The sequence below is a fragment of the Variovorax boronicumulans genome, from assembly GCF_040544675.1.
Classification (GTDB): Bacteria; Pseudomonadota; Gammaproteobacteria; order Burkholderiales; family Burkholderiaceae_C; genus Variovorax; species Variovorax boronicumulans_D.
In genome coordinates, this window is the sequence record NZ_JBEPKK010000011.1 from 133124 (window position 1) to 146454 (window position 13331).

Annotated in this window: 12 protein-coding genes; 3 read left to right on the forward strand and 9 right to left on the reverse strand. The window is 66.9% G+C overall.

Annotation, left to right across the window (positions count from 1 at the left end):
- Positions 1-2: 2 nt before the first annotated feature.
- From fdxH to ABIC90_RS19605, 3 genes are all read right to left on the reverse strand, one after another.
- Positions 3-974 carry a formate dehydrogenase subunit beta gene (gene fdxH / locus ABIC90_RS19595; RefSeq protein WP_354356948.1) on the reverse strand — a complete coding sequence of 324 codons (972 nt, stop codon included), beginning with the start codon at positions 972-974 and terminating at the stop codon, positions 3-5.
- A 3-nt stretch (positions 975-977) separates the two neighbouring features.
- Positions 978-4055: a formate dehydrogenase-N subunit alpha gene (fdnG, locus tag ABIC90_RS19600; RefSeq protein ID WP_354356950.1), complete on the reverse strand. Its 3078-nt coding sequence runs from the start codon at positions 4053-4055 to the stop codon at positions 978-980.
- 104 nt (positions 4056-4159) lie between these two features.
- Positions 4160-4465 carry a hypothetical protein gene (locus tag ABIC90_RS19605; protein ID WP_354356952.1) on the reverse strand — a complete coding sequence of 102 codons (306 nt, stop codon included), beginning with the start codon at positions 4463-4465 and terminating at the stop codon, positions 4160-4162.
- A 199-nt stretch (positions 4466-4664) separates the two neighbouring features.
- Here ABIC90_RS19605 and ABIC90_RS19610 point away from each other — a divergent pair, with 199 nt between their 5' ends.
- Together ABIC90_RS19610 and ABIC90_RS19615 are read left to right on the forward strand one after the other, a co-directional pair.
- Positions 4665-7181 carry an ABC transporter permease gene (locus tag ABIC90_RS19610; protein ID WP_354356954.1) on the forward strand — a complete coding sequence of 839 codons (2517 nt, stop codon included), beginning with the start codon at positions 4665-4667 and terminating at the stop codon, positions 7179-7181.
- A gap of 89 nt (positions 7182-7270) precedes the next feature.
- Positions 7271-8749: an AAA family ATPase gene (locus ABIC90_RS19615; protein WP_354356956.1), complete on the forward strand. Its 1479-nt coding sequence runs from the start codon at positions 7271-7273 to the stop codon at positions 8747-8749.
- 70 nt (positions 8750-8819) lie between these two features.
- Here ABIC90_RS19615 and ABIC90_RS19620 read toward each other — a convergent pair whose 3' ends face one another.
- The gene (locus ABIC90_RS19620; RefSeq protein WP_354356958.1) at positions 8820-9143 is read right to left on the reverse strand and encodes a type II toxin-antitoxin system RelE/ParE family toxin; all 324 of its coding nucleotides are present in this window, start codon (positions 9141-9143) and stop codon (positions 8820-8822) included.
- Entirely contained in the window at positions 9140-9412 is a 273-nt protein-coding gene (locus ABIC90_RS19625) for a type II toxin-antitoxin system Phd/YefM family antitoxin (protein WP_354356960.1), read from the reverse strand. Before ABIC90_RS19625 ends, ABIC90_RS19620 begins: the two co-directional genes overlap by 4 nt.
- A 115-nt stretch (positions 9413-9527) precedes the next feature.
- Between ABIC90_RS19625 and ABIC90_RS19630 the strand changes: the two genes are divergently transcribed.
- Complete coding sequence (locus ABIC90_RS19630) at positions 9528-9752, forward strand: SlyX family protein (RefSeq protein WP_354356962.1); 225 nt, start codon at positions 9528-9530, stop codon at positions 9750-9752.
- 17 nt (positions 9753-9769) lie between these two features.
- On the opposite strand, the gene trhA is transcribed toward ABIC90_RS19630, so the two are convergent.
- The 4 genes from trhA to ABIC90_RS19650 form a co-directional block, all read right to left on the reverse strand.
- Positions 9770-10456 carry a PAQR family membrane homeostasis protein TrhA gene (gene trhA, locus ABIC90_RS19635; protein WP_354357072.1) on the reverse strand — a complete coding sequence of 229 codons (687 nt, stop codon included), beginning with the start codon at positions 10454-10456 and terminating at the stop codon, positions 9770-9772.
- 89 nt (positions 10457-10545) lie between these two features.
- Positions 10546-11106 carry a response regulator transcription factor gene (locus ABIC90_RS19640; protein WP_354356964.1) on the reverse strand — a complete coding sequence of 187 codons (561 nt, stop codon included), beginning with the start codon at positions 11104-11106 and terminating at the stop codon, positions 10546-10548.
- Entirely contained in the window at positions 11103-12512 is a 1410-nt protein-coding gene (locus tag ABIC90_RS19645; protein WP_354356966.1) for an ATP-binding protein, read from the reverse strand. The genes ABIC90_RS19640 and ABIC90_RS19645 overlap by 4 nt, the downstream gene beginning before the upstream one ends.
- A complete protein-coding gene (locus tag ABIC90_RS19650; RefSeq protein WP_354356968.1) occupies positions 12496-13287 on the reverse strand; it encodes an SURF1 family protein in 792 nt (263 codons plus the stop codon). The genes ABIC90_RS19645 and ABIC90_RS19650 overlap by 17 nt, the downstream gene beginning before the upstream one ends.
- Positions 13288-13331 lie beyond the last annotated feature (44 nt).

The following is a 13331-nucleotide window of genomic DNA, read 5'->3' on the forward strand; positions in this document are numbered from 1 at the left end:
CCTCAGGCACGGGGTGCGTCGCGCACCACCGGGTCGCCAGGGTTCGGGGCGGCCGGCGGCTCTTCGATGACGACGACGTCGTTGCCATCGCCGTCGCGCGCGTCCGAATCTTCCTTGGCCTCGATGGGCCCGACCTTCATGTAGTGGAAGAAGCTGCCGACCACCGCACCGATCATCGCGACCATCGCGAGCGGCTTGGCCACGCCCTTCCACAGCGACACCAGCGGGCTGATGTGCGGGTCCTTCGCAAGGCCGGAGTAGAGCCCCGGGCGGTCGGCATGCTGCAGCACGTACATCACGTGCGTGCCGCCCACGCCAGCCGGGTCGTACACGCCGGCGTTGGCGAATCCGCGCTCCTTCAGGTCGACGATGCGCTCGGAGGCGTACTCGTGCATGTCTTCCTTCGTCCCGAAATGCAGCGCGCCTGTGGGGCAGGCCTTGACGCAGGCCGGCTCCAGGCCCACACCCACTCGGTCGGAGCACAGCGAGCACTTGTAGGCCTTGCTGTCGGCCTTGCTGATGCGCGGCACGTCGAAGGGGCAGCCGGTGACGCAGTTGCCGCAGCCCACGCAATGCTCGCTGATGAAGTCGACGATGCCGTTGGTGTACTTGACGATGGCGCCCGGTGCGGGACAGGCCTTGAGGCACCCGGGGTCTTCGCAGTGCATGCAGCCGTCCTTGCGGATCAGCCATTCGAGCTTGCCGGCCTCGGGTTCGACCTCCGAGAAACGCATCACGGTCCACGAGGCGGGCGTGAGATCGGTCGGGTTGTCGTAGGTGCCGTGGGTGGTGCCGACCTCGTCGCGCAGGTCGTTCCACTGCATGCATGCCACCTGGCAGGCCTTGCAGCCGATGCAGGTGGAGACGTCGATGAGCTTGGCGACCTGCTGCACCTGCGGGCGGTTGCGGATGTCGGGCGACGGGGTGGTCGTGGCCGAGCGGGCTGCGATGTCGAGGGTCTGGAGGGATGACATCGCTTATGCCTTCTCGATATTCACGGTGAACGACTTGTACTCGGGCGTCTGCGTGTTCGCATCGCCCACGAACGGCGTCAGCGTGTTCACCAGGTACCCCGGCTTGGCGACGCCCACGAAGCCCCAGTGGTTCGGCAACCCCACCGTGTGCACCGTGCGTCCGTCCACCTGCAGTCCGACGATGCGCTTGGTGACCAGCGCCACAGCCTTGATGTGGCCGCGCTTGCTCCACACCTTCACCGTGTCGCCGTTGGCGATGCCCTTCTCCTTGGCGAGCTCTTCGCCGATTTCCACGAACTGCTGCGGCTGGATGATGGCCGAGCTGCGCACGTTCTTGGTCCAGTAGTGGAAGTGCTCGGTGAGCCGGTAGCTGGTCGCCACGTACGGGAAGTCCTTCGGCACGCCCAGTCGCTCCAGGTCGCCCTTGAAGATGCGCGCCGCGGGGTTGGCGCGCGCCTTCTCGTTGTTCGGGTGCATCAGGTTGTTGACCAGCGGCGACTCGAAAGGCTCGTAGTGCTCGGGCAGCGGCCCTTCGGCCATGCCGGTGGGCGCGAAGAGCCGCGCCACACCTTCAGCCGTCATGATGAACGGCCGCACCGCGTCAGCCTCCATCGGGTTGGCGTCGGGCCGGATGTCGGGCACGTCGGAGCCGGCCCACTTGGTGCCGTCCCAGCCGATCAGCCGGCGCCTGGCGATCCAGGGCTTGCCGGTGGTTGGGTCGGTCGAGGCGCCGTTGTACAGGATGCGCCGGTTCGCAGGCCACGCCCACGCCCAGTTCTGCACCATGCCGATGCCGTAGGGGTCGGCGTTGTCGCGCCGCGCCATCTGGTTGCCGGCTTGCGTCCACGCGCCGGTGTAGATCCAGCAACCCGCGGCCGTGGAGCCGTCGTCTCGCAGGAGGCCGAAGCCGGCGAGTTGTTCGCCGGCCTTGGCCAGCGGCGGCTTGGTCGGGTCCTTCGGATCGAGCAGATCGGTGATTGCGCGCCCGTTGTATTCCATCGCCAGCTCTTGCGCCGAGGGCGAGTGCGGAATCTTGTAGGGCCAGGTCAGCTTGACGATCGGATCGGGGAAGGTGCCGCCGTCCTTGATGTAGGCCTGGCGGATGCGGTTGAAGATACCCGCCACGATCTCGATGTCGCCCTTGGCTTCGCCCGGCGGCTCCGCGCCTTTCCAGTGCCACTGCAGCCAGCGGCTGGAGTTGGTGAGCGAGCCGTCCTCTTCTGCAAAGCAGGTCGAGGGCAGACGGAACACCGTGGTCTGGATGTCGGTGGTCTTGACGTCGTTGAACTCGCCGAAGTTGCGCCAGAACTCGCTGGTCTCGGTGATCAACGGGTCGATGGTGACCAGGAACTTGAGCTTGGAGAGCCCGTCGACGATCTTCTTCTTGTCCGGGAACGAGCCCACGGGGTTGAAGCCCTGGCAGATGTAGCCGTTGAGCTTGCCCTGGTTCATGAGCTCGAAGGCCTGCAGGATGTCGTAGAGCTTGTCGATCTTGGGCAGGTAGTGAAAGGCCCACTCGTTCTCGGCCGTGGCCGCATCGCCCCACCACGACTTTTGCAGGCTGACGAAGAACTTGGGATAGTTCTGCCAGTAGCTCATCTGGTTGGGACGCAGCGCCTTCAGCGCGCGGGTCTTGTAGTAGTCGGGCAGGTTCTGCTCGCTGTCCCGCGCGAGCGACATGTACCCGGGCAGCGAGTTCGACAGCAATCCCAGGTCGGTCAGGCCCTGGATGTTGCTGTGCCCGCGCAGCGCGTTCATTCCGCCGCCGGGCACGCCGATGTTGCCCAGCAGGAGCTGCATGATCGCGGCGGTGCGGATCATCTGCGAGCCCTGGCTGTGCTGCGTCCAGCCCAGCGCATACATCACCGTCATCGTGCGGCCGCTGGTGCTGGTGCTTGCGATGTATTCGCACACCTTCAAAAACTTGTCCTGCGGCGTGCCCGTGATGCGGCTCACAAGCTCGGGCGTGTAGCGCGCGTAGTGCCGCTTCATGACCTGCAGCACGCATTGCGGGTCCTGCATGGTCATGTCGACCTTGGCCATGCCCGCTTCGTCCAGCGCATAGGCCCACGACTTGGGGTCGTAGTTGCGTTTTTCGGCGTTGTAGCCGCTGAAGATGCCGTCTTCGAACTTGTAGTCAGGCCCGACGATGAACGGCGCGTTGGTGTAGTTGCGCACGTACTCCGTCTGGATCTTGTCGTTGCTCAGGAGGTAGTTGAGCACCCCCGCGAGGAACGCGATGTCCGAGCCCGCGCGTATCGGTGCGTAGTAGTCGGCCACCGCGGCCGAGCGCGTGAAGCGGGGATCCACCACGACAAGGCGCGCCTTGTTCTGCTTCTTGGCTTCGATGACCCATTTGAAGCCGCACGGATGCGCCTCCGCGGCATTGCCGCCCATGATCAGCACGACATCCGCGTTCTGGATGTCCTGCCAGTGGTTGGTCATCGCGCCTCTGCCGAACGTCGGGGCCAGACTGGCCACCGTAGGTCCGTGTCAAACGCGTGCCTGGTTGTCGAATACCAGCATCCCGGTCGAGCGGAATGCCTTGTGCGTGATGTATCCGGTTTCGTTGGACGAGGCCGAGGCGCAGAGCATTCCGGTGCTGGTCCAGCGGTTGACGGTCTTGCCGTCGGCGTTGGCAGTCTGGAAGTTGGCGTCGCGGTCGGCCTTGAGCAGCTTGGCGATGCGGTCGAGCGCCTCGTCCCAGCCGATGCGCTTCCACTCGGTGCTCCCGGCCTCGCGCACCTCGGGGTACTTCAAGCGGTTGGGGCTGTGCACGAAGTCCAGGAGGCCCGCGCCCTTGGGGCACAGCGTGCCGCGGTTCACCGGGTGGTCGGCATCGCCCTCGATGTGGAGGATGTCGGACACCACGTTCTTGGCCTTGTCGCCCAGGCTGTACATGATGAGCCCGCAGCCCACCGAGCAGTACGGGCAGGTGTTGCGGGTTTCAGTGGTGCGCGCGAGCTTGAAGTTGCGGGCCTCGGCCAGCGCGGCGGTCGGCGAGAAGCCGAGCGCCACGATGCTGGAGCCGATGAGCCCGGCGCTGCTGACGCGGAAGAATTGCCGGCGGCTTATGTCCATGACATCGCCTCCTGCGCCGCTGAAGTGGGTTGTTTCATCGTGGTCTTCTTCTGTTTTCTGTGGGAACGTGGAGAAGGAAGCTGAGCCTGCTGCTCTTTCTTTTTTTATTTGGGTGCGGTGCCGTCGCCGCCGCTCGGCGCGGGCGTGCCGCCGGATGCGCTGCCGCCCTGGCCGCTCATGCCGCCCACGGCCGTGCCGCCTTCGGACGGGCCTTTGTGGCTGGAGGTGGGGTCTACCTTGTCACCGGACTCGGCTGGCTTGATGCCATTGGGGCTGGCGCCCGAGGAGGGCGCAGCGCCGGCCGCGGGCGCAGCGGTGGTGGATGCCGTCGGCTTGGGGTCGCAGGCGCTCAAGAGCAAACCCAGGCCCAGGCAAAAGCTGGCGGCTAGCAAGCGCTGACATCGTGGCATCGACACTCCTTGGTTGCAAAGGCGATCGCAGGTTCTTGTTTGGTGATCCGCCGAGGATGGCACTGAAACTTCGGCCATCAAGCACGTCTGACGAATTTTTCGCATCATGCGACAGCATGCCGTTGCGATCAAGGGCTCGAAGGGGCGCAATAACCCTTGAATCCGGCTGTGGCCTTAGGCGTCGGCTATCGTCGCGGCCATGAACGCATCCCTTCGCCTTGGCTGGCGCACGCTCTGGCGCGACCTTCGCGCCGGCGAGCTGCGCCTCTTGATCGTCGCCGTGCTGCTGGCCGTGGCCGCACTCACCGCGGTCGGCTTCTTCGCCGACCGGTTGCAGGGCGGCCTGCAGCGCGATGCGCGGCAACTGCTGGGCGGCGATGCGGTGGTGGTCAGCGACAACCCCACGCCCGAGGCCTTCGTGGCGCAGGCGAAGTCGCTGGGCCTCGAAGGCACAGCCACCTACGGCTTTCCCACCATGGCGCGGGCGGACGACGCGCAGGGCGGGGCCAGCAAGCTGGTGGCGCTGAAGGCGGTGACGGCGGGTTACCCGTTGCGCGGCAGCCTGCAGACCTCGACCGAGGTGGCGGGTCCGGGCGCGGCCACGCGCGACATCCCGCCGGCCGGCGAAGTGTGGGTCGACGCTTCGCTGCTCAATTCGCTGGGGCTCAAGGTCGGCGACCCGCTGCTGCTGGGCGACACCAGCCTGCGCGTGGGCCGGGTCATCACGCTGGAGCCCGACCGCGGCGCCGGCTTCATGAGCTTCTCGCCGCGCGTGATGCTCAACCGGGCCGACGTGGCGCGCACCGGCCTTGTGCAGCCGGCCAGCCGCGTGGGCTACCGCTATGCGGTGGCGGGCAGCGATGCGGCGGTCAAGCGCTTCACCGACTGGGCCGAGGCCACCATCAAGAAGGGCGACCTGCGCGGCGTGCGGCTGGACTCCTTCGAAGGCGGCCGGCCCGAGATGCGCCAGACGCTGGACCGCGCCGAGAAATTCCTGAGCCTGGTCGCGCTGCTCGCGGCGCTGCTCTCGGCCGTGGCCGTGGCATTGGCCGCGCGCGGTTTCGCGGCCAGCCACCTGGACGACTGCGCCATGCTGCGCGTGCTCGGCCAGAGCCAGCGCACCATCGCCATGGCCTATGCCTTCGAGTTCGCGGTGATCGGCCTGGTGGCCAGCGGGCTTGGTGTGGCCATCGGCTTCGGGGTGCACTACGTGTTCGTGCTGCTGCTGGCGGGACTGGTCGAAACCGCGCTGCCCGCCGCCACCTTGTGGCCGGTGGCGTTCGGCCTGGGCATGGGCCTCACTTTGCTCTTCGCCTTTGGCCTGCCGCCGGTGCTGCAGCTGGCGCGCGTGCCGCCGCTGCGCGTGATCCGGCGCGACGTGGGCGGGCTCAAGCCCGCATCGCTCGCGGTGCTGGGCATCGGCGTGGCGGGCTTTGCGGCCTTGCTGATGGCGGCCAGCAGCGACATCAAGCTGGGCCTGATCGCCGTCGGCGGTTTCGCGGGGGCGGTGGCGGTGTTCGCCTTGCTCAGCTGGCTCGCGGTGAAGGTGCTGCGCCGCAGCGTCAACGAAACCACCGCGCCGCGCTGGCTGGTGCTCGCCACGCGGCAGATCTCGGCGCGGCCGGCCTATGCGGTGGTGCAGGTCAGCGCGCTCGCGGTGGGACTCCTGGCACTGGTGCTGCTGGTGCTGCTGCGCACCGACCTCGTGGCGAGCTGGCGCAAGGCCACGCCGCCCGACGCACCGAACCGCTTCGTCATCAACGTCATGCCCGACCAGAGCGATGCCTTCCAGAAATCGCTGCGCGATGCGGGCGTGGGCAAGTTCGACTGGTACCCGATGATCCGCGGCCGCCTGGTCGCGATCAACGACAAGCCCGTGAGCCCCGACGACTACACCGAAGACCGCGCCAAGCGATTGGTGGACCGCGAGTTCAACCTCAGCAACGCGATGGAAGCGCCCGCGCACAACAGCATCACCGCGGGCGCCTGGAAGCCCGGCGCCGCGGGCGAGGTGAGCGTGGAAGACGGCCTGGCCGACACGCTGGGCCTGAAGCTGGGCGACAGCCTGCGCTTCGACATCGGCGGCATCCAGAACGATGCACGCATCACCTCGCTGCGCAAGGTCGACTGGGGCTCGCTGCATGCCAACTTCTTCGTGATGTACACGGTGGCCTCGCTGCCCGGCGTGCCCGTGACCTACATGGGCGCCTTCCGCGCGCCCGAGACGAAGGGCTTCGACAACGCGCTGGTGCGCAGCTACCCCAACGTGACCAACGTGGACATGAGCGCGACCATCAACCAGGTGCAGCGCGTGCTCGACCAGGTGATTCGCGCGGTGGAGTTCCTGTTCGGCTTCACGCTCGCGGCCGGGCTGGTGGTGCTGTTTGCCGCCGTCACGGCCACGCGGGAAGAGCGGGCGCGCGAATTCGCGGTGATGCGTGCGGTCGGCGCGCGTGCAAGCTTGCTGCGGCAAGTGCAGCGCGCCGAACTGATCGGCGTGGGGCTGCTCGCAGGCTTCCTCGCGAGCATCGTGGCCTCGGTGATCGGCTGGGCGCTCGCGCGCTATGTGTTCGAGTTCACCTGGACCGCCTCGCCGATCGTGCCCGTCGCCGGCGCGCTGGCCGGCGCGGTGCTGGCGCTGGGGGCCGGATGGTGGGGCTTGCGCGACGTGCTGCGCCGGCCGGTGGTCGAGACCTTGCGGCGGGCCGCCGAGTAGAAGTTTTTTTCTTCGGATGCGAGGCGTGAAAGGGCCGGGGAATGCAATACATTCCCCGGCCCTGCATTCATTCGAGAGAACACTTTTACATGCGCTTGGCGTCATTCCAGATCACCAACTTTCGCTCGATCAACGACAGCGGTTCCATCGACTCCCCACAGATCACGGCGATCCTTGGCCGAAATGACAGCGGCAAGTCGAACCTGCTGCGCGCACTGCACAGCCTGAACCCGGCCGAAGGCCTCGCGGAACTCAGCGCCATCAAGGACTTTCCCCGGCACCGCCGCCTCCAGGAGTGCCAGCCCGACACGCCCGTCGTGTCGACGCGCTGGGCCCTGGACGACAGCGAGCGCGCCGAGCTGGCCGCATTCTTTCCGCGTGCGGCCAATGTGCGCCACGTCACCGCGGGCCGGGGCTACGGCACCGCGCGCTGGACCGGCCTCGAAGGCCTTGCGGAGCTGTCGCTCGACGTGTCCGACATCAAGGGCAAGGTCCGCAAGATCGTGCCCGCCGTCAAGGCCGCGGCCGAGAAGGTCGCCGAAGAGGCCCGTGCCGCGCTGGAGCAGGAGGCCGATGCCTTCGACGCCGCGATGATCCCCAGCCCCGACTACATCCAGTGGTCCGCGGGCGCGGTGAAGGCGCTGCAGGCCTTGCGCCGCGCGATGGCCTCGGCGGACGCCGAACTCAGCGACAAGCAGGCGCAGATGCTGGCCGAGCTCGAAGACATGGCCCTCGCGATCGCCAACGACACGCCGGCGCTGGCGAAGGCCAGGCAATGGGTTCTGGAGAAGCTGCCCCGCTTCATCTACGTGGACGAATACCCCGCGCTGCCCGGCCGCCAGAACATCGCCGACTACCTCGCGCGCAAGGGCTGGGGGCAGGCCACGCCCGAGCTGCAGAACTTCGCGAAACTGTGCAAGGTCGCGGGGCTGGACCCGCAGCAGCTGCAGGACCTGCTGGAAAAGAACGACCACGCCACGCGCAACCAGTTGGCCAACCGCGCCGGTTCCGTCGTCACTGCGGAAATCCGCCGGCTCTGGAAAGACCGCGAACTCAAGGTGCGCTTCAACCTCGACGGGCCGTCCATGGAGACCCTGGTGTCCGACCCGAACGGCGCCTACGAAGTCGAGGTGAACCTGGACGAACGCAGCCGCGGCTTCCAGTGGTTCTTTTCGTTCTACATCAGCTTCTTCGCGGACACGAAGGGTGCGGGCGATGCCGTGCTGCTGCTGGACGAACCCGGCCTGCATCTGCATGCGCGCTCGCAGGCCGACCTGCTCGCCCACCTGGAGCAGGACTTCGGCAATCAGATCCTCTACACCACGCACTCGCCGTTCATGGTGCCCGTGCACCGGCTGGACGCGGTGCGCACTGCCAGCATGAGCGAGGCCGCGGGCACGACGGTGAGCAACAAGGCGCAAGGGGATGCGCGCACGCTGTATCCGTTGCAGGCGGCGATTGCGCTGAGCCGGATGGGGAGTGAGGCTGTGAAGGCGACGCCCACAGAGAGGACTTCGCGCATCGAGGTGCCTTTCGTCGACGCCTCCGTCGCTGAAGCTGCGGTCTGACTTGGGCCTGGCACCGGCCTCAGTGCGGTGCCTTGCAGGATTCGTCGATGTCGTGTGCCTTGGGCTCGATCTAAATGGGGCCCACGAGCCGCCGCGTGAGCAGGCCCTGCAAATCTCGCCGTGTGTCGCAGACGACGTGGATGTACGCAACGTCCACTCGCAGCTCGTAAATGATGCGGTTCATGCCAGAGATGACTTGACGGTATTGGGCGGTATTCAGGTTTTCCAGTTCCTCCGGAACCCGGCCTGCCTGGGGATGAGCTTCGATCATCGCAACGGATTGCTTGATCTTTTTGTAGCTGGCCGCCCAAGTGTCTGCGCCGAAATTTTTCAAGAGGTAGCGTTTGAGGTCTTTCAAGTCGGCCTCAGCGGACCGCAGAAACACGACCTTCATTCGGCATCTTCTTTGTCCAGATCGGCGAACACGTCGTCCGCGGACCGGAACTGGCCCTCCTCGATCTCGCGCTGGCCGAGTGCCAGGATTTTCAGAAGCGCGAGGGTCGCTTCGTGTTCTTCGTAGGAGTGGACATCCATCACCACGAGCTTGGCCTCGCCGTTCTGCGTAATGACCAGTGGCTCGCGGGTGACCGAGAGGGTCTTCACGATGTCTGCGGCGTGACTCTTGAGATAGCTGATCGGTTTGACCTGCGTGGAGAAATTCATTGCGCTCACCCTTGCTGTCGAGATTGATCGGACTGATTATGGTCTGAATTTGGTTTTCGACCGCGTCGAGGCGGGCGTCACGAGATGCCGATGCATCTTCCTGTCCAATAGCCGCATGGACCATTCACCGAACGCGCTCGCAGAGAGGCTGACCGAACTCGAGATCAAGGCCAGCTATGCCGACGACCTGCTCGAGCAGCTGAACATGACGATCTACCGGCAGCAGCAACAGATCGACAGCCTGATCCAGGAGGTCGTGCATCTGCGCCAGCAGAGCCAGAGCGCCGGGCAGGAGGGCGCGGAGCGCAACCTGCGCGACGAGCTGCCGCCGCACTACTGACGACGAAGAAATGCCCGTCAGCCGTGCGAATGCCAGAGCACGGCGAAGAAGTGGCAGGTGCTGCCGGCCAGCACGAACAGGTGCCACACCGAATGGGCGAAGCGGATCTTGTTGTCGAACAGGAAGACGACGGCACCCGCGGTATAGAAGAGCCCACCGGCCACCAGCCAGCCCAGCCCCGCCGGCGACATGCGCTCGTACAGCGGCACGGCCGCCATCAGCGCCATCCACCCCATCGCCACATAGAGCCCGGTCGACCACAGCGGATGCCGCAGCCGGTTGAACAGCTTGGCGCTCACGCCGAGCACCGCGGCGGCGCAGATGGCGCCGAACAGCGTCCAGCCCCAGGGTCCGCGCAGCACGCCGAACAAAAAGGGCATGTAGCTGCCTGCGATGAACAGGTAGATGGCCGCGTGGTCCAGCCGGTTGAACAAGGCCTTGGCCCGGCCCGTCGGCAGCGCGTGGTACAGCGTGGAAACCAGATACAGCACGATGGCGGTGCCCGCGAAAAGCGAGGCGCCGAGCACGCTCGCCGCCTGGCCCTTCTGCGCGGCGCTGTAGACCAGGATCGGCAGCGAGGCAGTGGCCAGCATCAGGCCGAGGCCGTGGCTCAGGGCATTGAAGAGCTCTTCCATCGCGGTCTGGTCGCGAGCCGCCAATGGCGGCTTTCGGGTGTCGGCAGCGAGGGCTGGCCGCGGCTGCATCGGTGAAGCATTCGTCATCATCATCATCAGGAACTGAACCTCAGGCGTCGGTGTTGGTTCCGCAAGCCATGCGAAACCGGCAGATCATGTTACTTGACCTGCTGTTTGCCGAGTTTGCGTGCCAATGTGCGCCGATGCATGCCGAGCCGCCTTGCCGTCTCGGAGATGTTGAAGCCGGTTTCCGCCAGCGTTTCGTGGATGCGCTCCCATTCCAGCGTCTTGATCGACGTGGAGCGGTTGGTCAGTTCCACCTCGGTGCTGCCGGCCGCGCGGCCGAAGGCGGCCTCGATGTCGTCGGTGTTCGAGGGCTTGGCCAGGTAGTGGCAGGCGCCCAGCTTGATGGCCTCCACCGCGGTGGCGATGCTCGCAAAGCCCGTGAGCACCACGATCAGCATCTTCGGGTTGTGCCGGTGCAGCGTCTGCACGCAGGCCAGGCCCGAGGCCTCGCCGTTGAGCTTGAGGTCGACCACCGCATAGCCGGGCGATTGCTCCGGCGAGCGGTTCTGCAGCAGCCGCTCGACCTCCGGCGCATTGCTGGCATGCGCCACCGCATAGCCGCGGCGCTCGAAGGAGCGGCCCAGCGTGCGCGCGAAGGCCTCGTCGTCCTCGACGATCAGCAATTGGCGCTGGGCTTCGGCGGTTTCGGTCATGGCCTTGGGGTGTCGGTAGGGGTGAGCGGCGCGGCGGTGGCGATGGGCGCCGCTTCTGCGCCGTCGTCTTCCAGTTCTTCTTCCAGCACGATGGCCGCGAGCGGCAGCGTGACCGTGACGACCGCGCCGCCCTCGGGCCGGTTGCGCGCTGCGACGCGGCCGCCCAGGGTGCGCGCCACGTTGGCGACCAGGAACAGCCCCAGCCCGCCGCCGGGCCGGCCCTTGCTCGACTGGTAGGGCTTGCCGAACTCCTTGAGGATGCCGGGCAGGAAACCCGGGCCCGCATCGGTCACCGTGATCGTCAGTGCATCGGCGTCGTGCGCCGCCTCCAGGCGCAGCCAGTGCGGCGACGCCTCCAGCGCGTTGTCGAGCACGTTGCAGATCATCTGCTTGAGGGCCGAGTCGGAGACCATCGGCAGGTCTTGCCCGAAGCGGTTGTCGTAGTCGAACTCATCCACCGGGCGGGTGGTGCGCCACTCCTCCACCAGGTCGTCGAGAAACGTGCGCACCGTGGTTTCTTCGGACGATTCGCCGCGCGCCTCGCCCGCCGACAGCAGGATGCCGCTCACGATGCTCTTGCAGCGCTGGATCTGCAGCTCCATCTCGGCCACTTCGGTCAGTAGTTCGGGGTCGGAGCTGAAGTGCGGCAGCCGGCGCCAGTCGCCCAAGATCACCGCCAGCGTGGCGAGCGGCGTGCCCAGCTCGTGGGCGGCGCCCGAGGCGAGCAGGCCCATGCGCACGATGTGCTCTTCTTCCGAGGCGCGCTGGCGCAGGTCGGCCAGCCGGGCATCGCGCGCGCGCAGGTTGCCGTTGATGCGGGTGATGAAGATCACCAGCAGCGCCGCATTGAGCGCAAAGCACACCAGCATGCCCTGGATGTAGGGGCTCCAGAGGCCGCGGTCGTGGTCCAGCGGCAGCGCGAGCGGGCGCGAGAACAGCGCCAGCCCCGCAAAGCACAGGCTGGTGATGACCACGATGGTCCAGGTCGACCAGGCCTTCAGCAGCACCGCGCCCAGAATCACCTGCAGCAGGTACAGAAAGACGAAGGGGTTGGTCGCGCCGCCGCTCAGGTAGAGCAGGGCGGTGAGGGTGGCCACGTCGACCAGCAGCGCCAGGAACAGTTCGCCGTTGGTCACCCGGCGGTGGGTGCGCGAGCGCAGCAGGCTCACCATGTTGAACAGCGCCAGGCAGGTCAGCACCTGCAGCATGTTGTCCAGCGGCAGCCGGATGCCAAAGCCGTAGTGCACCACCAGGATGGTGGCCACCTGCCCGACCACCGCCAACCAGCGCAGCTGGATCAGCTGCTGCATGTTCTTCTGGCCGGTGGCGTTGTCCAGGCTGGCCACCCCGGCGCGGGGAGCGTGCAGCTCGCCCGCGACCGCGGAGGGTTCAGTCGCGGCGAACATCGGGGGAAGGCGTGGCGTCGGCATCGGCCGCATTTTCGCCGTTGCCGCCCGAGGGCTTCCCGGTGCGCCGGCGGTCGTCGCGCCAGACGAACCAGGCGCCGCCCAGCACCATCAGCGCCAGGCCGTACCAGGTGAGGGCGTAGACGAGGTGGCTGTTGGGGAAAGCAATGACCGTGAGGCCGCGGACCGGGTAGTCGGCCGTTTCGGCGGACAGCGACGGATCGGCCGCGGCATCGACGAAGTAGGGCGCCACGTCGGCGAGCCCGCGCGCCGCGGCGATGGCCTGCACGTCGCGCGAGAACCACCGGTCTGCCGCCGGATCGTTCTTGCGCAGGAACCCGCCCTTGGGCTCGGTGAGGCGCAGCAGGCCGGTGACGGTGGTTTCGCCCTTGATCTCGGTGGCCGCGCGGCTTGCGCGTTCGCGGGCCTCGGGCGGCACGAAGCCGCGGTTGACCAGCACCACGGTGCCGTCGTCGGCCCGCAGCGGCGTCAGCACCCAGAAGCCGGCGCCCAGACGGGTGCTGGCCTGGGTCAGGGTTTCCTTGTCGTTCAGGAAGGTGCCGGTGAGGCGAACGTGACGGTATTCGTCGTCGGCCGCGTTCACCTGCGGCCAGCTGCCGCGCCCTGGCGCCGCGGCGGCCGGGGCATGCACGCGCTGGTCGACGCGGGCGATGAGATCGAGCTTCCAGGCGCGGCGCTCGACTTGCCAGGTGCCCAGGGCGAAGAAGCCGGCAAAGGCCAGCAAGGCCAAGGCGGCCAGCGCGATTCGCTTCACGGTGCGAGTCCTTCGGTTTCCACCAGCCGTTCAGGCGGCGCCTG